The organism is Brevundimonas sp. FV1ye28 (assembly GCF_058681135.1).
Genome location: NZ_CM178731.1, coordinates 711,437 through 733,237, shown reverse-complemented (window position 1 = coordinate 733,237; position 21,801 = coordinate 711,437). Strand labels below are relative to the sequence as shown.

Annotated in this window: 22 protein-coding genes and 3 tRNA genes; 6 read left to right on the top strand and 19 right to left on the bottom strand. The window is 67.2% G+C overall.

What is annotated here, in order from left to right:
- Window positions 1-7: 7 nt before the first annotated feature.
- Together rfaE2 and kdsA are read right to left on the bottom strand one after the other, a co-directional pair.
- Window positions 8-1,480, bottom strand: coding sequence for a D-glycero-beta-D-manno-heptose 1-phosphate adenylyltransferase (gene rfaE2 / locus ACW171_RS03765; RefSeq protein WP_492095761.1), 1,473 nt, complete (start codon window positions 1,478-1,480; stop codon window positions 8-10).
- Between the two features lie 18 nt (window positions 1,481-1,498).
- Window positions 1,499-2,380, bottom strand: coding sequence for a 3-deoxy-8-phosphooctulonate synthase (gene kdsA, locus ACW171_RS03760; protein WP_492095760.1), 882 nt, complete (start codon window positions 2,378-2,380; stop codon window positions 1,499-1,501).
- A 117-nt stretch (window positions 2,381-2,497) separates the two neighbouring features.
- Here kdsA and ACW171_RS03755 point away from each other — a divergent pair, with 117 nt between their 5' ends.
- On the top strand, window positions 2,498-3,961 hold the full coding sequence (locus ACW171_RS03755; protein WP_492095759.1) for a cryptochrome/photolyase family protein: 1,464 nt from the start codon (window positions 2,498-2,500) through the stop codon (window positions 3,959-3,961).
- A gap of 3 nt (window positions 3,962-3,964) precedes the next feature.
- Here ACW171_RS03755 and ACW171_RS03750 read toward each other — a convergent pair whose 3' ends face one another.
- Window positions 3,965-5,530, bottom strand: coding sequence for a cryptochrome/photolyase family protein (locus ACW171_RS03750; protein WP_492095758.1), 1,566 nt, complete (start codon window positions 5,528-5,530; stop codon window positions 3,965-3,967).
- Here ACW171_RS03750 and sseA point away from each other — a divergent pair.
- Window positions 5,529-6,365 (top strand): 3-mercaptopyruvate sulfurtransferase, encoded by an 837-nt coding sequence (gene sseA, locus ACW171_RS03745; protein WP_492095757.1) that lies wholly within the window; start codon window positions 5,529-5,531, stop codon window positions 6,363-6,365. The genes ACW171_RS03750 and sseA overlap by 2 nt on opposite strands.
- A 2-nt stretch (window positions 6,366-6,367) precedes the next feature.
- Here sseA and ACW171_RS03740 read toward each other — a convergent pair whose 3' ends face one another.
- Window positions 6,368-7,699: a dicarboxylate/amino acid:cation symporter gene (locus tag ACW171_RS03740; RefSeq protein ID WP_492095756.1), complete on the bottom strand. Its 1,332-nt coding sequence runs from the start codon at window positions 7,697-7,699 to the stop codon at window positions 6,368-6,370.
- Between the two features lie 49 nt (window positions 7,700-7,748).
- On the bottom strand, window positions 7,749-8,861 hold the full coding sequence (locus tag ACW171_RS03735) for an amino acid ABC transporter substrate-binding protein (protein ID WP_492095755.1): 1,113 nt from the start codon (window positions 8,859-8,861) through the stop codon (window positions 7,749-7,751).
- A gap of 107 nt (window positions 8,862-8,968) precedes the next feature.
- On the opposite strand from ACW171_RS03735, the gene metC reads away from it, so the two are divergent.
- The gene (metC, locus tag ACW171_RS03730) at window positions 8,969-10,141 is read left to right on the top strand and encodes a cystathionine beta-lyase (protein WP_492095754.1); all 1,173 of its coding nucleotides are present in this window, start codon (window positions 8,969-8,971) and stop codon (window positions 10,139-10,141) included.
- Here metC and ACW171_RS03725 read toward each other — a convergent pair.
- The 10 genes from ACW171_RS03725 to ACW171_RS03680 all read right to left on the bottom strand — a co-directional run bounded on the left by ACW171_RS03725 (window position 10,138) and on the right by ACW171_RS03680 (window position 16,004).
- Window positions 10,138-10,398: a hypothetical protein gene (locus ACW171_RS03725; RefSeq protein ID WP_492095753.1), complete on the bottom strand. Its 261-nt coding sequence runs from the start codon at window positions 10,396-10,398 to the stop codon at window positions 10,138-10,140. The two genes, metC and ACW171_RS03725, sit on opposite strands and share 4 nt — an antisense overlap.
- Before the next feature lie 21 nt (window positions 10,399-10,419).
- Window positions 10,420-10,496, bottom strand: a tRNA-Arg gene (locus ACW171_RS03720).
- A gap of 123 nt (window positions 10,497-10,619) precedes the next feature.
- Window positions 10,620-10,925, bottom strand: coding sequence for an ETC complex I subunit (locus tag ACW171_RS03715; RefSeq protein WP_492095752.1), 306 nt, complete (start codon window positions 10,923-10,925; stop codon window positions 10,620-10,622).
- 219 nt (window positions 10,926-11,144) lie between these two features.
- A tRNA-Pro gene (locus tag ACW171_RS03710) sits at window positions 11,145-11,221 on the bottom strand.
- Window positions 11,222-11,269: 48 nt separating this feature from the next.
- The gene (locus ACW171_RS03705; RefSeq protein ID WP_492095751.1) at window positions 11,270-11,746 is read right to left on the bottom strand and encodes a DUF192 domain-containing protein; all 477 of its coding nucleotides are present in this window, start codon (window positions 11,744-11,746) and stop codon (window positions 11,270-11,272) included.
- A gap of 23 nt (window positions 11,747-11,769) precedes the next feature.
- Window positions 11,770-12,333 (bottom strand): cold-shock protein, encoded by a 564-nt coding sequence (locus ACW171_RS03700; RefSeq protein ID WP_492095750.1) that lies wholly within the window; start codon window positions 12,331-12,333, stop codon window positions 11,770-11,772.
- A 219-nt stretch (window positions 12,334-12,552) separates the two neighbouring features.
- Window positions 12,553-12,627, bottom strand: a tRNA-Glu gene (locus ACW171_RS03695).
- 60 nt (window positions 12,628-12,687) lie between these two features.
- The gene (gene recJ / locus ACW171_RS03690; RefSeq protein ID WP_492095749.1) at window positions 12,688-14,505 is read right to left on the bottom strand and encodes a single-stranded-DNA-specific exonuclease RecJ; all 1,818 of its coding nucleotides are present in this window, start codon (window positions 14,503-14,505) and stop codon (window positions 12,688-12,690) included.
- Window positions 14,505-15,461: a class II fructose-bisphosphatase gene (gene glpX / locus ACW171_RS03685; protein WP_492095748.1), complete on the bottom strand. Its 957-nt coding sequence runs from the start codon at window positions 15,459-15,461 to the stop codon at window positions 14,505-14,507. The genes recJ and glpX overlap by 1 nt, the downstream gene beginning before the upstream one ends.
- Window positions 15,462-15,527: 66 nt before the next feature.
- Window positions 15,528-16,004: a hypothetical protein gene (locus tag ACW171_RS03680; RefSeq protein WP_492095747.1), complete on the bottom strand. Its 477-nt coding sequence runs from the start codon at window positions 16,002-16,004 to the stop codon at window positions 15,528-15,530.
- Window positions 16,005-16,076: 72 nt separating this feature from the next.
- Between ACW171_RS03680 and phaC the strand changes: the two genes are divergently transcribed.
- Both phaC and ACW171_RS03670 read left to right on the top strand, forming a co-directional pair.
- Window positions 16,077-18,068, top strand: a complete 1,992-nt coding sequence (gene phaC, locus ACW171_RS03675) for a class I poly(R)-hydroxyalkanoic acid synthase (protein ID WP_492095746.1) — start codon at window positions 16,077-16,079, stop codon at window positions 18,066-18,068.
- A complete protein-coding gene (locus tag ACW171_RS03670) occupies window positions 18,065-18,439 on the top strand; it encodes a hypothetical protein (protein ID WP_492095745.1) in 375 nt (124 codons plus the stop codon). The genes phaC and ACW171_RS03670 overlap by 4 nt, the downstream gene beginning before the upstream one ends.
- On the opposite strand, the gene msrB is transcribed toward ACW171_RS03670, so the two are convergent.
- Window positions 18,436-18,939: a peptide-methionine (R)-S-oxide reductase MsrB gene (gene msrB / locus ACW171_RS03665; RefSeq protein ID WP_492095744.1), complete on the bottom strand. Its 504-nt coding sequence runs from the start codon at window positions 18,937-18,939 to the stop codon at window positions 18,436-18,438. The genes ACW171_RS03670 and msrB overlap by 4 nt on opposite strands.
- A 66-nt stretch (window positions 18,940-19,005) precedes the next feature.
- On the opposite strand from msrB, the gene ACW171_RS03660 reads away from it, so the two are divergent.
- Entirely contained in the window at window positions 19,006-19,407 is a 402-nt protein-coding gene (locus ACW171_RS03660; RefSeq protein ID WP_492095743.1) for an OmpA family protein, read from the top strand.
- On the opposite strand, the gene argC is transcribed toward ACW171_RS03660, so the two are convergent.
- From argC to rplM, 3 genes are all read right to left on the bottom strand, one after another.
- Window positions 19,408-20,346: an N-acetyl-gamma-glutamyl-phosphate reductase gene (gene argC / locus ACW171_RS03655; protein WP_492095742.1), complete on the bottom strand. Its 939-nt coding sequence runs from the start codon at window positions 20,344-20,346 to the stop codon at window positions 19,408-19,410.
- A gap of 241 nt (window positions 20,347-20,587) precedes the next feature.
- Window positions 20,588-21,088 carry a 30S ribosomal protein S9 gene (gene rpsI, locus ACW171_RS03650; RefSeq protein ID WP_492095741.1) on the bottom strand — a complete coding sequence of 167 codons (501 nt, stop codon included), beginning with the start codon at window positions 21,086-21,088 and terminating at the stop codon, window positions 20,588-20,590.
- Window positions 21,089-21,091: 3 nt separating this feature from the next.
- A complete protein-coding gene (gene rplM / locus ACW171_RS03645) occupies window positions 21,092-21,568 on the bottom strand; it encodes a 50S ribosomal protein L13 (protein ID WP_492095740.1) in 477 nt (158 codons plus the stop codon).
- Between the last annotated feature and the right edge of the window lie 233 nt (window positions 21,569-21,801).

Genomic DNA, 21,801 nt, shown 5'->3' with positions numbered 1-21,801 from the left:
CGGCGCATCAGCCAGCTTCTCCCAAAGCGCTCTCCGTCATTTTCGCGATCGTCCGGGTGGTGGAATAGCCGTCGGCGAACTCCGCCAGACGCACCTCCCCGCCCCAGCTCTCGACCAAGTCGCCGCCGACCACGCCTTCGCGAGTGTAGTCCGCGCCCTTGATCAGGACGTCGGGGCGCAGGCGTTCGATCAGGGCCAAGGGCGTCGGATCGTCGAAGGATGTGACCCGATCCACGCTGGCCAGGCCGCCGATGACGACCGCGCGGCTGTCGAGATCGTTCACGGGGCGGCCGTCGCCCTTGAGTCGGTGGACCGAGGCGTCGGTGTTCAGCGCGACCACCAGTCGGTCGCACCAGCTGCGGGCCTGGGCCAGATAGGCGACGTGGCCGCGGTGCAGGATGTCGAAGCAGCCGTTGGTGAAGCCGACCTTCAGCCCCTGACGACGCCAGGCCTCGACCTCGGCGGCGAGGTCGTCGAGCGCGGTGACCTTGGCGAGTGCCGCGCCGGCGTGCTGGCTCATCTCGGCCTCGATCAGTTCGGCGGGCGAGACGACGGCGGTGCCGCTCTTTCCGACCACGACCCCCGACGCGAGGATGGCGAGTTGCACCGCCTGTTCCAGCGACGCGCCCGCGCCGAGCGCCAGACCGAGGGCCGCAAGTCCGGTGTCGCCGGCGCCGGAGACGTCGAACACCTCGCGCGCGCGACCGGGGAAATGCTGGGCCGGTTCGCCGCGCCGCATCAGGCTCATGCCTTTGCCGGCGCGGGTGACGACGATGGCCTTGGCGGTCGTGGCGGCCAGAAGGGCCTCTAGCGCGGCCTCGATCTCGGCGTCCGTTTCGACCGGCAGGCCGGTGGCGCCGGCCAGTTCGGAGGCGTTGGGCTTGATCAGATCGACCGCGCCGTAACGGGCGAAGTCCCGGCCCTTGGGGTCGACGATGACCACGGCGCCCGTCTGTTGCGCCTGATGCAGGGCCGAGCGGATCAGCCGTTCGGTCACCACGCCCTTGGCATAGTCTGACAGGAGAATGGCGGAAGCCCCTGAAAACACGTCCTCGCGGGCGAAGCCGCCGACGGAGACCTCCTCCTCGTCCAGGCGCATCAGCTGCTGGCCACCCGAGACGTAGCGGGTCTTGACGATGGTGCCGGCCGGGCCGGTCCGGTCGATGAAGTCCTCGATCCGATCTTCGGCGGAGACCAGCCGGGCCAGTTCCTCGCCCGCAGCATCCGCGCCCGTCACGCCGCCCAGAAGGGCCAGGCCGCCGAGGGCTGCGACGTTTCGGGCCACGTTGCCGACGCCGCCGGGCATTGAAACGGTACGCCGCGAGCGCAGGACCGGAATCGGAGCCTCGGGCGAGATGCGGCTGACCTCGCCATAGACATAGCGGTCGAGCATCAGGTCGCCGACGCAGGCCACCGTCTGGTCGCGCGCGCGATCGAGCAGGCTTTGCAGGGCGCCGAGGTCCAGGGTGCGATCAACCATCGCCTTGGCCTATCGGATTCAGGCGGCCCCAGAAAGAGGAATGGCCGCCATCCGGGCCTTGGACAGATCGTCATAGGCCAGCAGTTCGGCGGCGAGGGCCTCGAACTGCGACAGGGGCACCATGTTGGGGCCGTCCGACGGGGCGTGGTCGGGGTCCTGGTGCGTTTCCATGAAGACGGCGTCGACGCCGACGGCCACGGCGGCGCGGGCCAGGACCGGGACGAACTCGCGCTGACCGCCCGAAGACGTCCCCTGCCCGCCCGGCTGCTGGACGGAGTGGGTCGCGTCGAAGACGACCGGGCAACCGATCTCGCGCAGGATCGGCAGGGCGCGCATGTCGCTGACGAGGGTGTTGTAGCCGAAGCTGGCGCCGCGCTCGCAGGCCATGACGTTCGGATTGCCGGCGCCGACGACCTTGGCGATGACGTTCTTCATGTCCCAGGGGGCCAGGAACTGGCCCTTCTTGATGTTGATCGCCTTGCCGGTGGCGGCCGCGGCCAGCAGCAGGTCGGTCTGGCGGCTGAGGAAGGCCGGGATCTGCAGCACGTCGACGGCCTGGGCGGCTTGCTGCGCCTGTTCCTCTGAGTGGACGTCGGTCAGCACCGGCAGGCCGGTGGCCTGGCGGATTTCGTCGAAGATCGGCAGCGAATCCTTGAGGCCCAAACCGCGCGCGGCGTTGGCCGAGGTGCGGTTCGCCTTGTCGAAGCTGGTCTTGTAGATGATGCCGACGTTCAGCCGTTCGCCGATTTCCTTGAGGGCGTGAGCCATTTCCAGCGCGTGCTGACGGCTTTCCAGCTGGCAGGGGCCGGCGATGAAGGCGATGCGCGCGCCGCCGCCGATGACGACCGGAGTGGTGATGCCGTTTCCGGACAGGGTGATGACGGAATTCGGAGCGCTCACGGGCGGGCCTTCTCTTTAGGACATTCTGACGGGTGGCGCGTTGGCAATGCCACGCCTATGGGGCGGTCAGGTGGCCCCGCGCGCCTTGAGTTTCAACCTACCACGGAGTTCCGGAGCGTGACCACCAAGGACGAGACGCCCATCATCCTGTGGTTCCGACAGGATCTGCGGCTGGCCGACAACCCGGCGCTGAACCATGCGCACGCCAGCGGACGGCCCGTCGTGCCGGTCTACATCCTCGATCAGGGGCATGCGGTCCGGCCGATCGGCGCGGCGTCGCTGTGGTGGCTCGACAAGTCGCTGAGGGCGCTGTCGGATGCGATCGCCCAGCGCGGCGGACGTCTGATCCTACGGCGTGGTGATTCGGAGGCCGAGCTGCGTCGCCTGATCGAGGAAACGGGCGCGACCTGCGTCCTGATGAACCGACTGTTCGAGCCGGACGCCTGGGCCCGCGACGCCGACGTCGCTCACTCGCTCCAGTCCGAAGGCGTGGAGGTGAAGGGCTTCAACGGCGCGCTGCTGGCGCGGCCGGGCTCGGTGCTGAACGGCACGGGCGGGCCATACAAGGTCTTCACCCCCTTCATGAAGGCGCTGAGGGCCCAGGTCGAGGCTCCGCCACACACGACCGGGCCGCGTAGCCTGGCGGGCGCACCAAAGCTGGCCAGCGACGACATCGACGACTGGGGCCTGCATCCGACGAAGCCGGATTGGTCGACGGGGTTCTTGGGCGAACCCGGCGAGGCCGGGGCGACGGCGGCGCTCAACGGGTTCGTTTCGGGGGCGCTGAAGTCCTATGCGACGGATCGCGACCGGCCGGATCGTGACGGCACCAGCCGCCTGTCCCCGCACCTGCACTACGGCGAGATCAGCCCGTGGCAGGTCTGGCGCGTCGTCTATGACGCGGCAGGTTCGGCCAAGGTCCCGGCCGCGCAGGCCGAGAAGCTGACCAGTGAGCTGATCTGGCGCGAGTTCTCGGCCCATCTGCTGCACCACTTCCCGACCCTGCCCGACAAAGCGTTCCGGCCCGAATACGACGCGATGGCATGGCGCGACGACGAGGCCGGGTTCGAGGCCTGGACGCGGGGCCAGACCGGCTATCCCATCGTCGACGCCGGGATGCGCGAGCTGTGGGCGACGGGGATCATGCACAACCGCGTGCGGATGATCGTGGCGTCGTTCCTGATCAAGCATCTGCTGATCGACTGGCGAAAGGGCGAGGCCTGGTTCTGGGACACGCTGGTCGACGCGGACCTGGGGCAGAACAGCCAGAACTGGCAGTGGGTCGCCGGGTCGGGCGCCGACGCCTCGCCCTGGTTCCGGATCTTCAATCCTGTGACCCAGGGCGAGAAGTTCGATCCGGACGGCAAGTACGTGAAGCGATGGGTTCCAGAGCTGACCAAGGTCTCGGCCAAGTTCGTCCAAGCGCCCTGGACGGCGCCGACCGAGGTGTTGCGGGACGCAGGCGTGACCTTGGGCAAGACCTATCCGAAGCCGATGGTCGATCACGCCGAGGCGCGGGCGCGGGCTCTGGCAGCCTTGAAGGCAATCAAGCCGTCGGGTGAGGCCTATCCGGACGATTGATCGTCAGTCGGACCGGAGGACAGCTCCGAGGGCCGTCCGGGTCGCCTCGGCCTCGGCCAACAGGGCGGCGCGGCGCTCGGGGCCGAAATTCTCCAGGGTGCGATAGGGCATGGCCAGACGAATGTTGTCGTGCAGTCGCTTCTGATTCCGTTCCAGAAAACCCCAGTAGAGACGGTTGAACGGACAGGCGTTTTCGCCCGCCTTGGCCTTGACGTCATAGCGGCATGATCCGCAATAGTCGCTCATCCGGTCGATGTAGGCGCCCGAGGCCGCATAGGGTTTCGACCCCATGATTCCGCCGTCGGCGAAGGTCGCCATGCCGCGAGTGTTGGGCATCTCCACCCATTCATAGGCGTCGGCGTAGACGACCAGATACCAGTCATCGACCTCGTCCGGATGGACGCCGAGCAGCATGGCGAGGTTGCCGGTCACCATCAGCCGCTGGATGTGGTGGGCGTAGGCGTGGCTGCGCGTCATGGCGACGACGTCGGCGACGCAGGCCATGTCCGTCTCGCCCGACCAGTAGAACCACGGCAGGGTCCGGTCGGCGTCGAGGAAGTTGCGGCTGCGGTACTCCGGGACCTTCAGCCAGTAGATGCCGCGCACGAATTCGCGCCAGCCGATGATCTGGCGGATGAAACCCTCGACGGCGTTCAGCGGCGCACGGCCGGCGCGATACTCGGCCTCGGCGCGGCGGCAGACGTCGAGCGGATCGAGCAGGCCGAGGTTGATCGAGGTCGAGATCAGGCCGTGCCACATCCACGGCTCGCCCCACGCCATCGCGTCCTGCCAGTCGCCGAAGCCGGGGAGGATATTGGCCAGGAAATCGACCAGAACCGTTTCCGCCTGCGCGGTCGTCGTCGGCCAGCCGAAGGCGTCGAGGTCGCCGAAATGGTCGGGGAACAGTCGGGCGACGTCCGCGATGGCTTCGAGGGCTACAGCGTCTGGCGCGATGCGCAGTCGTGCGGGCGGCCGCATGCCCTTCGTCAGCTTCTTGCGGTTCTCGACGTCATAGTTCCATTTACCGCCGACGGGCTGGGCGTCGTCGAGCAACAGACCGGTCTCGCGCCGCATCTCGCGATAGAAGAACTCCATCCGCAGCTCCTTCTTGCCCGAAGCCCAGCGCCGGAAGCGGTCGTGGGTGCAGATGAAGCGGCTGTCCTCTCGGATATCGACCGGGACCGGGGCGACGCCAGCGAAGGCGGCCAGGGCCTCGGCCAGACGCCACTCTCCGCATTCGGTGATCACGACCGCGCCGAACGGTTGGTCGTCGAGGGCCCGGTGCAGTTCGCCGACGATCGAGTGGGTGTTGGCCGGGTCGTCGATGCAGACGTAGCGAACGGTCACGCCGCGTCCCTCGAGCCGAACGGCGAAGCTGCGCATCGCGGCGAAGATCAGGGCGATCTTCTGCTTGTGGTGCCTGACGTAGGTCGCCTCGTCATTGACCTCGGCCATCAGGACGACGTCGCGGGCCGGGTCGAGATCGGTCAGGGCGGACAGGCCGTCGGACAGCTGGTCGCCGAGCACCAGACGCAGCGTGCCCGTCGCGGCCGTGGTAGTCTGGGTCATGACCGTCTTGCCTCCCCTCGTCTCCGCCGCTGAACTCGCGACCGCACTCGGCGATCCCGACCTTCGTATTCTCGACGCCAGCTGGCATCTGGACGGCACGCCCGCGCGGCCGATCTTCGAGGCGGGGCACGTTCCGGGCGCGGTCTTTTTCGATCTGGAGGAGATTTCGGATCAGGCCAACCCCCTGCCCCATATGATGCCGACGCCTGGTCAATTTGGCGAACAAGCTGGTCGGCTTGGCGTGTCCGAGACCGACCGGATCGTCGTCTACGACACCTTCGGCCTGTTCACCGCCGGACGGGCCTGGTGGATGTTCCGGGGCATGGGCTGCGACCGGGTGCAGGTGCTGGATGGCGGCTTGCCGGCATGGATCCGGATGGGCGGGACGCTCGAAACCGGGCCGTCGTCACCCTCCCCCGCCGTCTTCAAGGCTGAGCCGAGGCCCGGCATGATCGCCGACGTCGAACGGGTCCGCGAGGCCCTGGCCGCCGGTGCGCCGGTGCTGGACGCGCGGGCCGCCGCCCGGTTCGCCGGATCGGCGCCCGAGCCGCGTGCGGGACTGCGGGCCGGGCACATGCCGGGCGCGGTCAATCTGCCCTTCGGCGAGTTGCTGACCCCGGAGGGCCTGATGCAAGAACCTGAGGCGCTGCGGGCGGCCTTTGCGGCGCGCGGCCTGGCGTCGGACGACAGGCCGATCGCCAGCTGCGGCTCCGGGGTGACGGCGACCGTGCCGCTGCTCGCACTGGCCGTGCTGGGCCGCGAGGGCGTGCTCTACGACGGATCCTGGGCCGAATGGGGCGGCCGGGACGACACCGAGGTCGTCACCGGCCCCTGACGTCAGGCGACGGTTGCCACCGTCGGCGCAGGCGGGGGCGCCCCGGGGGCGACCGGATCGTCCTTCTCGCCGCGCGAGACGACGGTGGCCAAGACCAGGTCGCCCGTGACGTTCAGCACCGTCCGGCACATGTCCAGGAAGCGGTCCACGCCCAGAATCAGACCGATGCCCTCTGCCGGCACCCCCACCATCACCAGGATCATGGCGATGACCGGGAGCGAGCCTGCGGGCACGCCCGCCGTACCCACGCCGCCGAGGATGCAGACGAGCATCACGACGACCTGCTGGGTGAGCGACAGCTCGATCTGGAAGAATTGAGCCAGGAACAGAACGGTGACGCCCTCGAACAGGGCCGTGCCGTTCTGGTTGGCCGTCGCGCCGACCGTCAGGACGAAGCGGGCGATCTTGCGCGGCAGCTTCAGCTGCTCCTCGGCCGCCTTCAGGGAGACCGGCAAGGAGGCGTTGGACGAGGCGGTCGAGAAGGCCACGACCATCGGCTCGCGCACGCCCTTGAAGAAGGTCAGCGGGTTCATCCCGCCGCCGATCCAGACGACCAGCGGATAGACGACGAACATGTGGATCGCCATCGCGCCCACGGCCACGCCGACGAAGGCCGCGAGACGCACAAGCAGGTCCCAGCCGAACAGGGCCGCGAGGTTGAACATCAGACAGGCGATCGCGATGGGCGCCAGTTTGATCACGAGATTTATCAGCTTCATCGTGACTTCGAGGATGCCCTCGATAACGTTCTGCAGCTTGTCGGTGTTGGGGCTCCTGGCCATGACCAGGCCGATGCCGAACAGCAGGGCGAAGATCATGATCGGCAGGATCTGGTTTTCCGCCGCCGCCGTGAAGACGTTGGACGGGATCAGGTCGAGGAAGAAGGTCCCGAACTGTACGCTTTCCGGCGCCTTATCGACGATCGCGGCCGCGCCCTCGGCGCCCTGTGTCAGCAACTGCTGGGCCAGGGCCGGATCGACGCCGTCGCCGGGACGGAAGAAGTTGACCATGCCCAGGCCGATCACGACCGCGATGCCGGACACGACGATCGTCAGCAACAGGGTCTTGATGCCCGCGCGGCCCAGCGACTTCAGGTCGCCCATCTCGGCCACGCCAACGACGAGGGCCGAGAACAGCAGGGGGATAACCAGCATGAACAGCAGGCGCAGGAAGATCTGGCCTGCGGGGCCCGTGACGTTCGAAGTCACCCACTGAACCCACTCGGTCTCGGGGCCGATGTACTGGTTGACGTACAGGCCGCCGGCCAGGCCGACCGTGAAGCCGATGAGCATCAGCCAGTGGAGCGGAATACCGCCCTTCTTCGTCGTATCCATTCGTCCCCCGAAAGGCGGCGACCGCGTACTGGCGGCCTCGCTTGAAGCGTTATCGGACCGGCAGGCCGTAGATCAGCCCGGCCGGTCGAGCATTCCATTGTGCATTCAACCCGCGGGCCAGGTCGAGAGGCGATTGCGAACCGAGATTCCGGTCGAAGATTTCGCCGTAGTTGCCGACGCCCTCGACCGCATCCGCCGCCCAGGTCTTGGACAGACCCAGGCGCGGCCCGAAATCGCCCTCGGCGCCCAGCAGACGGCGCACCTGGGGCACGCGTGAGCTTTCGGTCTGTTCCTCGACATTGGCCTGGGTCACGCCCAGTTCCTCGGCCAGGATCAGGGCGTTCTGCGTCCAGCGAACCACGGCCGTCCATTGTTCGTCGCCACGACGGGTGACGGGGCCAAGCGCCTCTTTCGAGATGACGTCGGGCAGAATCATGTGCTGCTGCGGATCCGGCAGGGTGGTGCGGGCAGCGGCCAGGGCGGAGACGTCGGCGGTGAAGGCGTCGCAGTCCTCGCGGCCATACGCCTGACGCGCGGCCTCTTCGGTCGGCAGGACGACGGCGCGGTGTTCGATGCCCCGGCTGCGGAAATAGTCCTCGGCGTTCAGGGCGCTGGTCGAGCCGGCCTGGACGCAGATGCGCGCGCCGTTCAGTTCGGTCGCGCTGTTCAGGTCCAGCGAACGCCGGACCAGGAAGCCCTGGCCGTCGTAGTAGTTGATGCCGGCGAACGCGAGCTGGCCCGAGGTGTCGCGCTCCATCGTCCAGGAGGTGTTGCGCCACAGGACGTCGATCCGACCGTCCGCGAGCGCCTGGAATCGGTTCTCGGCCGTCAGCGGCACGAAACGCACCGCGCCCGGGTCGCCGAAGATGGCGGCGGCCAATCCACGACAGAAATCGACGTCAAATCCGCGCCACTGGCCGCGATTGTCATTGTAGGCGAAACCGACGAGGCCCTGATTGACGCCGCAGTTCAGGCGGCCGCGCCGCTTGATCGCCACGAGGGTCGGACTTTCCACGACCTCGGCGGAGGTCGTGGTCACCCCGGTAGCGGCGACGGTCGCGGGAACGTCGGTTTTGCGGTCCTGATCGCCGCACGACGCCACGAGCACAAGGCTCGCCAGGCCCGTCAGCCCCATCCAGAAACCCGTGGTTCTTTGGCCCATGGTCCGTCCTGCGTTCGCTGCCTGTCGCGACTCGCCCGTCACGACCCCTTGCGCCCCCGCAGCTTTAGAGGCCTTTGGGGCGTCGTTCGCAACCCGTCGAGGCCGCCATGGATCCGCTTTCCGACCGCACTCGTCTGATCGCGGCGGCAACCCGGAGAGGCGGCGGGCGTCGTCCGGTCAATCCACCGATCGAGCGCGCCTCGACGATGTTGTCCGATGCCGTCGGCGATATGCGCGATGCCGGGTTGGGGCCGCTCTACGGCATCGACGGCACGGCGTCGCAGGACGCACTGAGGCGGGCGATCGCCGATCTGGAGGGGGCGGATCAGTGCTGGCTGGCGCCGTCAGGGCTGGCGGCGGTGACCCTGCCGCTGCTCGCGATGCTGAAGCCGGGCGACGAGGTGCTGACGACGGACGCCGTCTACGGGCCGACGCGACGCTTCCTGACCCGCCATATGACCGCGCGCGGGGTGACGGCCCGGTTCCACCCGGCCGAGGCGTCCGCCGAAGAGGTCATCGCCCTGATCGGCGAGCGCACGCGCATCCTGCTGATCGAGGCGCCTGGTTCGCTGACGATGGAGATGATCGACGTTCCGGCCCTGGCCGCAGCCGCGCGCTCGCGGGGCGTGCTGACCATCATGGACAACACCTGGGCGGCGGGACTGGCGTTCAAGCCCCTGGCCCGCGGCGTCGACGTCAGCATCCAGGCTCTGACCAAATACGCCGGCGGCCATTCGGACCTGATGCTGGGCGCTGTGTGTGCGTCCGACCCGGCAGTCGTGAAAGCCATCGCCGAGACCTACGAGGATATCGGCCTGTGCGTGTCGCCGGACGATGCGTGGCTGGCGTTGAGGGGGCTGCGCACCCTACCTCTGCGATACGGCGAACAGGCGCGGTCGATGATGAAGGTGGCCGGCTGGCTGACGGCGCGGCCGGAGGTGTCGCGCGTGTTGCACCCCGCCCTGCCAGGCGATCCCGGCCATGCCCTCTGGTCTCGGGATTACAGCGGCGCGGCGTCCCTGTTCGGCGTGGTGATGGAGGGCGGCGACGCGAGGGCGGCCCACGCCTACCTCGAAGCGCTCAGCCTGTTCGGGCTCGGCTATTCGTGGGGCGGGTTCGAGAGCCTGATCACCTATGAGACGCCTCAGATGGCGTTCCGCGTGAACGCGCCGGCGCTGAAGGGGCCGCTGCTGCGGATCCACGTCGGGCTGGAAGATCCGAACGAGTTGATCACCGATCTGGCGGTCGGATTGGCCGCCTGGCGCGCTGCGCTGGGCTAGGCGCCGATCTCGGGCATCATGCCGGTGACGAAGCCACGCATGCCGGTCTGGGGCTGGAGCATGCCGCGCAGGAAGTTCACGGTCACGGCCGCCTTGTCTTCGAAGACGAACTGGCTCTGGGTGAATTTGCAGTTGGCGAAGCTGGGCTGTTCGACGCCTTTGAATACCAGCTGGGCGTTCTTGAACTCGCAGTCGATGAAGGTCTTGCCATCCACGAGCGTGCGGCCCTGAAGGGTCTGGTTGCGAACTTCGGCCATGGTGGTCCTTGCGAACGAGGGTGGCGCGCCCAGCAGGACTCGAACCTGCAACATCCCGCTTAGAAGGCGGGTGCTCTATCCGGTTGAGCTATGGGCGCCTGTGCGGCTCAACTAGCGCAATGCGCGGTGGCCGCAAAGAAAAGTGGGTGGAACTGGCGCGGCATCGACCCGCAGCTCAAGCAGCGAAGAGCCGCGCGCTGAGCGATAGCCGCCGTCCTGGATTAGTGCGTCCAGGACTGCTTGCGGTTGGTGGCGAAGTTGTCGGCGTAGGCCTTGAGGATCATCGGCGGCTCCTGCGGCTCGTGCAGGCGGAAGGGAATTCCGTGACGCTCGGCGTAGGCCACGGCCTCTTCCTTGGTCTCGAAGGTCAGGCGGACCTGGCCGTTCATGTCCGAAGAACTGATCCAGCCCATCAGCGGATCGATGGTGCGCGCCGAGGCCGGCTCGAAATCCAGACGCCAGTCCCTGGACTTGGCCTTGCCCGACTGCATGGCGGTCTTTGCGGGGCGATAGATGCGGGCCAGCATGGTCAATCTCGTCGGCGGGAAGGATGGGCGGGTTCTATCGCGCGCCGCGAGCCACGCCAACCCATGGCTCAAGCAGCGAAGCGCCGTGCGCTGAGCGGTAGTTACACCAACAGGCGGCTCAAGCAGCGAAGCGCCGCGCGCTGAGCGGTAGCCACACTAAAACGGTGGCTCAAGCAGTGAGCGACCGCGTCGCGAGCGGTAGCCCTCTTCAAGAAGGCATGGTCGGAGTGAGAGGATTCGAACCTCCGACCCTCTGGTCCCAAACCAGATGCGCTACCAGGCTGCGCTACACTCCGGCGGAGGGGTCTGCCAGCAAGTTCGCCGCGGTGCAATGCAAGATTGGTCTACGGCTTGAAGAAGGGGTGGACGATCTTGTCGCCGGGCTTGGCGCCGATCTCCTCGACCCGTCCCGCGCGCAGCTCCAGCACGCCGTTTGCGGCTCCGTTGGACGGCAGTTGCGCGTCCGAATAGGGGGTGGCGTGATGGGCGATGGAGACGATCGTGCCCATCGGGTCAACGTAGATGATGTCGAGCGAGCTGGGCGTGTTGCGCATCCAGAACGACCGCTCGGCCGAATCGGGGAAGTGGAACAGCATGCCGCGGTCGTCCGCCAGCGGGGGGCGGAACATCAGGCCGCGTTCGCGTTCGGCGTCGTCGTCGGCGATCTCGACCAGAAATTCATGCTCGCCCGACGCCGTGACGACCTTCAGCGCCTCAAGCGGGCGCCCCGCCTCGTCCGTGGGCGTATTGGACTTAGCGCAGGCGGACAGGACCAGGCCGATCGCCAGGGATCCGACAATTAGAAGACGCCTCGACAGCATGATCGCCCTTTCGGGGCGACCGATCAGTCGCCCGGTCTGATTTCCGCGACCACCAGCCCCTTGGGACCTTCGGCGAATCGCACCGCAACCGTGTCGCCTGGGACCAGATCGTCCAGCCCGCAGCGACGCAGGGTCTCGATATGAACGAAGATATCGCCCGGATCGGTCGCGCGCACTACGAATCCGTAACCCTTGGTGCGATTGAACCATTTCACGGTCGCGGGCTCGAGATCGCCCGTAGCGGTCGTCGCCACCGGGTCGCGAACCGAGCGAGAATCAGCCCGCAGCGCGTCATAGCCCGTGCGCCGCGCGGGCGGCTCGATGTCGCCTTCGCCTAGGTCGTGGACCTGGACCACCTGCCAGCCCTTGGGGCGGCGAGCGCAATCGCATTGTATGGGCGCACCTTCGCCGGCCGAATCCCAGCCGCCGTCGCGCAAGCCGCTGATATGCAGCAGGACGTCCTTGCCCTCGGTCACACCGGGGTCATCGGGCACGATGAAGCCGTAGCCCTTGCCCGCATCGAACCATTTTACATGACCGGCGATCCGGACGGTGTCCGGTGCGTCGATCTCCTCGTAGTCAGACACTTCAAGCCCCCCGTCCGCGCACTCCCTGCGAACGGGTCATGTTTAACACGGTTCTGTGAACGCGTGAAAATCGAAAAACGCCGGTTTCAACCAGATCGGGAGTGGATCGGGAAACGGATTCGCGTCGCGTTACGCCTACGACACGGCGGCGCGACAAAATCCTGCGCGCCGCTGGGCGACGTCGGATCGTGCGATGACGATGAAATGGAATGCCCCGCGTGGCAGTCCCTAGGGGAGTCGAACCCCTCTTTTCAGGTTGAAAACCTGACGTCCTAACCGATAGACGAAGGGACCGCTGCGCGGGGAAGCGGCGATATAGCCAACGCCCTCCCGGGGTGCAAGCGCCAAAACGAACTAAGTCGCCATACGCGGATCGGCGACGTCCTCGATCTCGAACTGGACGCCCTTGCGGCCGTTCCAGTCGTCCGCCTTCAGACGACCCGTGACGCTCAAACCGCCCTGCCCCGCCAGCAGGGCTCGACCGGTCGGCAGATCGGCACAGCGCCAGGCGATCGCCTTGACCGAGGCCCCGTCCGCCCCGACCAGCCGGCAACGGACATGCCCGCCGTTCATCGCCACGGGCTCCCGTGCCTGGACGCCGCTGAGGGCGAACAGGGGCTCGGGGTTGGCGGGACCGAAGGGGGCCAGCCGTTCGAAATCCTCGGACAGGGCGCGCGACGCGGCACCCGGCTCGATCAGGGCGTCGATCTCGACCCAGTCCATCGCTTCGGCATCGACCTGTTCGCCGGCCATGGCGGCGTTGAGGAAGTCCCTGAGCGCGTCGATGCCGTCGGGGCGAATCGTCAGACCCGCCGCCATGGCGTGCCCTCCCCCGGCCAGCAACAGGCCGTCGCGCCAGGCGGACTGGATCGCGCGACCGAGGTTCATGCCCGGCTGAGAGCGCCCCGACCCCTTGCCGACGTTGCCGACGGCGTCCACGCCGATGACGATGACGGGCTTGCGCCAGCGTTCGCGCAGCCGTCCCGCCACGATCCCGACGACGCCGGGGTGCCAGTCTTCGCCCGAGACGACCACGACGGCCGATCCGTCCGCATGCTGGCCGGTCTGTTCGACGCGGCGCGTGGCGGTCTCGGTGACCTCGCGCTCGACCTCGCGGCGGGCGATGTTCAGGGCGTCCAGTTCTTCGGCGAGGGCCTGGGCCTCCAGCGGGTCGTCGGTCGACAACAGCCGGGCTCCGAGATCGGCGCGACCGATTCGGCCCCCGGCGTTGATGCGCGGGCCGAGGATGAAGCCGGCATGATTCGACTTGGCCGGACCGGGTTCGGAGCCCGCAACGGTCAGCAACGCCTTCAGCCCCGGATTGCCCCAACTCGACATGACCTTGAGGCCGAGCCCCGTCAGGGCGCGGTTGAACCCGGTCAGGCCCGTGACGTCGCAGATGGCGCCCAGTGCGGCGAGATCGAGCCACTGGCGAATATCGGGTTCAGGCCTCGTCTCGAACAGGCCGCGCTTGCGGGCCTCGCGGTTCAGGGCTGCCAGCAGGACGAAAACCACCCCCGCCGCCGCCAGATTGCCCTGGCCCGAGGTGTCTCCCGGCCGATTCGGATTGACGACCGCCAGGCACTGCGGCGGCTCCTCACGCATCATGTGATGGTCGATGACCACGACCTTCAGCCCGATGGCGCAGGCGTGGGCGATGGCCTCGTTGGCCGCCGCGCCACAGTCCACCGTGATGACCAGATCGGCGCCCGAGGCCTTCAGCCGGTCGAAGGCGAGCGGACTCGGGCCGTATCCCTCGGTCAGACGGTCCGGGACATAGATAGGCAGATACGCGCCCAGCGCCCTGAACCAACGCACCAGAAGGGCCGCGCTGGAGGCGCCGTCGACGTCGTAGTCGGCGAAAACGTGGATCGCCTCTCCTGCCTGCATGGCCGAAACGATGGCCTCGGCCGCCGCATCCATGTCCATGAACGAGGATGGATTGGGGAACAGCCGCTTCAGCGTCGGTTCCAGGAAGTCCGCCCCCTGATCCGCCGCAACGCCCCGCGCCGCCAGGGCGCGAGCCAGCGGCTCGGACAGGCCGAGCGCCTGCATATGGGCGCGGATCGTCGAGGCCTCGGCCGGCCGTTGCCGCCAGGCCCGTCCCGACAGCGAGCGTGATACGTCGAGGAAGCCCGGCGTCAGGTCCGCAGCCGAGGCTCCATCCGCCATCAGAGAGGGCGCGTCGTGCGGATGCGGCGCACGGTGCGGGTCGAGGAATCCATCACCAGCGTATGGGTGGTGACGAAGCCATTGCCCATCTGGACCCCGTCCAGCATGGCGCCCTTGGTCACGCCGGTGGCCGCGAAGACGGCGTCCTTCGACACCAGTTCGTGCAGGTCGTATTTGCGGTCGAAGTCGGTCACGCCGGTGCGCTGGGCGCGGGCGCGCTCGTCGTCGTTACGGAACAGCAGACGGCCCTGGAACTGACCGCCGACGCATTTCAGCGCCGAGGCCGCCAGCACGCCCTCGGGCGCGCCGCCCGATCCCAGATAGAGGTCGATGCCCGTCTCGGGCTCGGCGGTGTGGATGACGCCGGCGACGTCGCCGTCGGTGATCAGCATGACGCGGGCGCCGACTTCGCGCAGTGCGGCGATTAGCTCTTCGTGGCGCGGGCGATCCATGACGCAGACCGTGATGTCCTCGGGACGGACGCCCTTGGCCGAGGCCAGCGAACGCACGTTGTCGGCCGGCTTCATGTCCAGATCGACGGTGCCCGGAGCATAGCCCGGCCCGATGGCGATCTTGTCCATATAGGTGTCGGGCGCGTGCAGCATGCCGCCGCCGGCCGACATCGACAGCACCGTCAGGGCGTTGGCCATGGCCTTGGCCGTCAGGGTGGTGCCTTCCAGCGGGTCCAGGGCGATGTCGATGGCCGGACCTTTGCCGGTGCCGACCTTCTCGCCGATGTAGAGCATCGGCGCTTCGTCGCGCTCGCCCTCGCCGATGACGATCTTGCCGTCGATATCCAGGCTGTTCAGCGCCGTGCGCATGGCGTCGACGGCCAGCTGGTCGGCGTGTTTCTCATCGCCGCGACCGATCTGGGCCCAGGACGCGATCGCGGCCAGTTCGGTGACCATGGCCGCATCTGCTGCGAGGGTCGAGGCGAAGGGGGCCGTGTCAGCCATGCGGGAAGCTCCTGATAGGCGATGATGATCCCCGGATTCTGTCGACCGGGCGATAGAGAATGACGTTCAGCGAGGCGTCGGTGCGGGACCCCGGTCCACCGGCGGCGGGGCCGTTCCGCGCTGGCGCGTGCGGCGGGCGAATTCTTCGACTTCTGCCTGTGTCTCGGCGGTGACCGGCGAGACAGCCTGGGCGTCGATGCGGCTATTGACGTCGGCGGCGAAGGTGGCGGGGTCGCCGAGCTGCCAGTCGATACGGGCGGTTTCCTGGGCCAGATCCGTGCCGCTCGAGCGAAGGCTGTTCACGCGCGCGCCGACCTCGACCGGATCCGGCAGAGGCTCGGAAGAGCGCGGGAAGTCTTCCCAGCGCGGATAGGCGCGGTTGGCGTCGACCAAGGCCTGAACGCGCGGCGCGACGGGCGACGTCGGATCGGTCGCCGGGTTGAATGCATTCGCGCATCCGCCCAGCGCCAGGACGACCGAGGCGGCCAGCAGACCGCCGATTATCTTTTTCGCCTGATGCGCGTTCATCTCGGAGCTGGTCATATGCCATGATCATGACAGGCGGAAGGGCGGAGCACACGCCCGACGTCACAACGGAGGCGCGCGGACGATCTCATGGCCAAGACACCCCGGACCCCGCCCGAGCCGCTCGCCGTCGCCAAGTCGCCGCGAAAGTCCGGCCGCCCGACCTCCGCCAAGCCCCGTGCGCCCAAGGCGAAGAAGGCCGAGAGCGAGCCTGTCGTCGCGGACGCCGCCCCCTCGCCCGAGCCCAGGGCCGCCGCGCCTCAGCCCGAGCCGACCCCGCCGCCGCCCACCGACAATCCATTCGCCTTCCCCGCCGCCGATCAGCGGGAAATGCTGGAGACTCTGTCGCTGAACCTGGCCAGGGCGGCGATGACGGCCCAGTCGGCCATCGCGGAGGCCGCCCTGTCGCAGGCCGACCGCCCCGCCGCCCTGTCGCCGGACCCGTTCAACGTCGGTCCGGCGATGAACTCGGTGATGACCAGCCTCGCCGCGCGTCCGGACAAACTGTTCGCCGCCCAGGCCGATCTGTTCAACCGTTACATGGACCTGTGGGCCTCCTCGACCCGTCGCGCAGCGGGTGAGGAAGCCGCCCCTACCCCGTCGAAGGACAAGCGGTTCAAGGACCCGGCCTGGTCCGAAAATCCGATGTTCGACATGATGCGCCAGTCCTATCTGGTCACCTCGGACTGGATGAACGGCTTGGTGTCGTCGGTCGAGGACGTCGATCCGATCGTCAAACGCCGCGCGGAATTCTTCACCAAACTGCTGACCGACGCCTTCTCGCCGTCGAACTTCCTGGCGTCGAACCCCGTCGCGCTGAAGGCGATGCAGGAATCGAACGGCGAATCGCTGGTGAAGGGGATGCAGAACTTCGCCGCCGACCTCGAACGCGGCATGGGCAAGCTGAAGATCAGCCAGGCCGACTACGGCAAGTTCGTCGTCGGCGAGAACGTCGCCACCGCACCGGGCCAGGTCGTCTGGCGCGACGAGCTGTTCGAACTGATCCAGTTCAATGCGGCGACGGACAAGCAGCACGCCATCCCGCTGCTGATCTTCCCGCCGTGGATCAACAAATTCTACATCATGGACCTGCAACCGGAGAACTCGCTGATCCGCTGGCTGTCGGCCCAGGGTTTCACCGTCTTCGTCTGTTCCTGGGTCAACCCGGACAAGGACAAGGCGGATTTCGGCTTCGACGAATATCTGGAAAAGGGCATCTATCGCGCCGTCGAGAAGGCGCTGGAGCAGTCCGGGTCGAAGACGCTGAACACCGTCGGCTACTGCATCGGCGGGACCCTGATGGGGGCGGCGCTGGCGCATATGGCGGAAAAGAAGGATGCGCGCGTCGCCTCGACCACCTTCTTCGCCGCCCAACACGACTTCGCCGAGGCCGGGGACCTGCTGCTGTTCACCGACGAGCACTGGCTGGCCCAGGTCGAAGAACAGATGGATGCGGCCGGCGGCGTCCTGCCCGGCGCGGCGATGGCGGAGACGTTCAATGCGCTGCGGGCCAACGACCTGATCTGGTCGTTCTTCGTGTCCAACTATCTGATGGGCAAGTCGCCTGCGGCGTTCGACCTCTTGTTCTGGAACGCCGACCAGACCCGCATGCCCAAGAAGCTGCACCTCGACTATCTGCGCTCGATGTACGGCCAGAACCTGCTGACCAAGGGCGAGTTCGAGATCGGCGGGGTCAAGGTCGATCTGTCGAAGGTCAGGATCCCCCTCTACTTCCAGGCCAGCCGCGAGGATCACATCGCACCGATGAACTCCGTCTATCGCTCGGCCAAGGCGTTTTCGAACGCCGACGTGACCCTGACGCTGGCGGGGTCGGGCCATATCGCCGGGGTCATCAATCCGCCCAGCGCCAACAAGTACCAGCACTGGACCAACGCCGCCCTGCCCGGCTCGCTGGCCGAATGGCAGGCGGGCGCGGTCGAACATCCGGGCAGTTGGTGGAACCACTGGGCCAGCTGGCTGGCCGACAAGTCGGGCGAGATGATTCCCGCGCGCGATCCGGCTAAGGGACCGCTGGCCCCGATCGAGGCGGCGCCCGGAAGCTATGTGAAAGTGAAGTCTTGAAGCGTATCGAACCCAACCTGATGCTGGCGGTCTCGACCGTCGTCGCCCTGTGCCTGCTGATCATGACCAGCGCAGTCTATGGCGAGCCCGGCGGGGCGATCAAATATCCGATCATCGCCCTGATATGCGTCGTCGCCTTCGTCATCGGCAACGGGATGATGGCGGCGCGGATGGGACGGGTCACCCCGCCGATGATCAGCCTCGAGACGCCGGCCACTGCGGTCTTCGCCGGCGCGTTTCCGATCGTGGTGATGCTGTTCGCCGCGATCCCGTTGATCTGGAGCGGCCACGACTACGGCCTTCTGATCATCATCGCCTCGGTCATGGCAGGGGTGACGATCGAATCGGCGCTGAAGGCGCGGCGCGGCTAGGCCGGCTGGAAGGTCAGGGCGACGCCGTTGTTGCAATAGCGTTTGCCGGTCGGACGCGGGCCATCGTCGAAGACATGCCCCTGATGACCCAGGCAGCGGGCGCAGTGATATTCGGTGCGCGGGAAGCCGATGGCGAAGTCCTGCTTGGTCCCCAACGCCCCTTCGATCGGCGCATAGAAGCTGGGCCAGCCGGTGCCGGACTCAAACTTGGTCTGCGACCGGAACAGCGGCAGCGCGCAACCGCGACACAGGAAGGTCCCCGCCCGGTGCTCATCGTTCAGCGGGCTGGTGTAGGGCCGCTCGGTCGCCTCATGACGCAGCACCTGATAGCTGAGGCCGGGCAGGCGTTGACGCCACTGGGCGTCGGTCACCCGGCGGAACGGCGAGTTGGCGTATTGCGCCACCGACGCATCGGCCTCGCCCGAGGTACAGGCGGCGAGCGCGGTCGCGACGCCGCCCAGCAACAGGGTCCGGCGGGATGTGGTGAGAGCGTGGGTCATGACGTTACATACGTCGGCAGATGCGCGTAGGTTTCAAGGACCCTCTCAAGCTTGTCGATGATCTCTATGTCCGCCTCACTCATCATCGCTACGCTCGCGCAGGCGATGACGCCGCCTCCGGCCCCAGTCATTACCGAGCCCTTGTTCTACTTCGACACGGGAGCGAGCGTGCATCGCCCGCAGAACGAGCGAAATTATGAGGTCCTGCTGGACTACGCTCTTCGGTCGGGTGTCACCGCCATCGTTGTCTCCGCGCACACGGACACCGTTGGATCCGCTAGAGACAACATGGCCCTCTCCGAACAACGGGGCCGCAATCTGGCCGACCTTCTGATCGCCCGCGGCGTCTCTCCCTCCCTCATCCGGATCGAGCCCCGTGGCGAGACTCGGCTTGCGCGCCCTACCCCCGACAACGTCGACGAACCCCTGAACCGGTATGTCTGGGTCGATATCAGGGTCAGTGACTGATCAGGTCAGCCCCGTCGCCTCGTCCAGACCCAGCATCAGGTTGAGGTTCTGAACCGCCGCGCCGGACGCCCCCTTGCCGAGGTTGTCCAACAGGGCGACCAGCCGCGCCTGAGACCCGTCGCGGTGGCCGAAGACATGCAGACGCATGCGGTTGGTGCCGTTCAGACCTTCCGGATCGAGCCCGGTCATGGCCTCGGTCTCATCCAGACCGGCCACCTCGACGAAGCGGCAGCCGTCATAGGCCTCGACCAGGGCGCCGTGCAGGCGGTCGATCGACGGCGTCTCCGGCAGGGCCGCGAGCTGCAGCGGGACCTCGACCAGCATGCCCTGGCGATAGGCGCCGACGGCGGGCGCGAACAGGACGTCGTGTCTCAGGCCCGAATGCTTGGTCATCTCCGGCACATGCTTGTGCTGCAGCGACAGGCCATAGGCGCGGAAGGCCGGCGCGCCCTCCCCTTGTTCAAACTCGGCAATCATTGATTTTCCGCCGCCGGAATAGCCCGAGACAGCATTGACGGTCACCGGCCAGTCGGCAGGCACGAGCCCAGCCTTCACCAGCGGCCGCATCAGGCCGATGAAGCCGGTCGGATAGCAGCCCGGGTTCGACACTCTGCGCGAACCGCAGATCTCGCCGCGCTGGATGGCGTCCATCTCGGCGAAGCCATAGGTCCAGCCGGTGGCGGTGCGGAAGGCGGTCGAGGCGTCGATGACCCGCGTCGTCGTGTTCTCGATCATGGCGACCGCTTCCTTCGCCGCCTCGTCGGGCAGGCACAGGATCACGGCGTCGGCGGCGTTCAGCGCCTCGGCGCGCGCGGTCGGGTCCTTGCGTAGGTCTCCGGTCAGGGAGATGAACTCCAGATCCGCTCGGCCTTCCAGCCGCTGGCGGATCTCCAACCCCGTGGTCCCGGCCTCGCCGTCGATGAAGATGGTGTGGGTCATTTCAATCTCCGATCCCTCTCCCGGAGGGAGAGGGCTTGAGCGCCCGTGAGCGTCAGCGAGCGGTCTTGCGCGAAAGGGTGAGGGGTAATGCCCTCACCGGTTAGCACCCTAACCCCCCACCCTTTCGGCTTGCGGATCGCTTCGCTCTCCGAGCCTCAAGCCCTCTCCCTCTGGGAGAGGGTAAGAAAAAGGCGCCCCGGGTTTCCCCGGAGCGCCTTTGTATTCCAAGTCGCGGTTGCGACTAGCGCTTCGAGAACTGGAAGGAACGGCGAGCCTTGGCGCGGCCGTACTTCTTGCGCTCGACGACGCGGCTGTCGCGGGTCAGGAAGCCGTGCGGCTTCAGGACCGGGCGCAGCTCCGGCTCGTAGTGCGTCAGGGCGTGCGACAGGCCGTGGCGGATGGCGCCGGCTTGACCCGACAGGCCCGAACCCTCGACCGTGCAGACGACGTCGAACTCGGTCTCGCGACCGCAAACGACCAGCGGCTGGGCGATCATCATGCGCAGGATTTCGCGGGCGAAATACTGCAGCTGATCCTTGCCGTTGATGGTGAACTTGCCGGTGCCGGGCATGACCCAGACGCGGGCAATGGCGTTCTTACGCTTGCCGGTCGAATAGGCGCGGCCTTGGGCGTCGACCTTGCGGACGTAGACCGGAGCCGAGTTGTCGTAGCCGTTGTCGGAGGTCGAGAGGCCCTTCAGGGCGTCGAAGCCGGTGGCCGCTTCTTGCGTGACGTCGGTCATGGCTTAGAGGCTCCGGGTGTTCTTGGCCGAACGGCCGGCGAAGTCGATGGTCTCGGGCTGCTGAGCGTCGTGAGCGTGCGCGGAGCCGGCGAACAGACGCAGGTGCGTCATCTGCGTGCGGGCCAGCGGGCTTTCCTTCGGCAGCATGCGCTCGACGGCCTTCTCGAGCACGCGCTCGGGGAAGCGGCCGCCCAGGACCTTCTGCGGGGTCGTCGACTTGACGCCGCCCGGGTGACCGGTGTGGCGGTAGTAGATCTTGTCGGTGTTCTTCTTGCCCGTGAACACGACCTTGTCGACGTTGGTGACGATGACGTAGTCGCCCGAGTCAACGTGGGGGGTGTAGGTCGGCAGGTGCTTGCCGCGCAGGCGCATGGCGATGAAGGTCGCGAGACGGCCCACGACGACGCCTTCGGCGTCGATGTGGATCCACTTCTTCTCGACCTCGGACGGCTTCAACGCAGCCGTAGTGCTCTTCAGCATGTGAGGTTTTCCTAAAAACAGGAGGCGAAACGGGGTCGATCCGGCGGGCCGAAGCGAGCGAAGGCGCGCTAGTAGGGGAAACGTCCACAGGCGTCAATGCCGTTTTCGACGCGTAGCATGAGCTAAACTGTTGTTCTGGAATGATTTAATCGGAGCGGTATTAAAATACCGCACAAAAACATGCGTCTTTTGTTCGCTTCTCGCCCCTCTAACCGTGCACCCCGGCGAAGGCC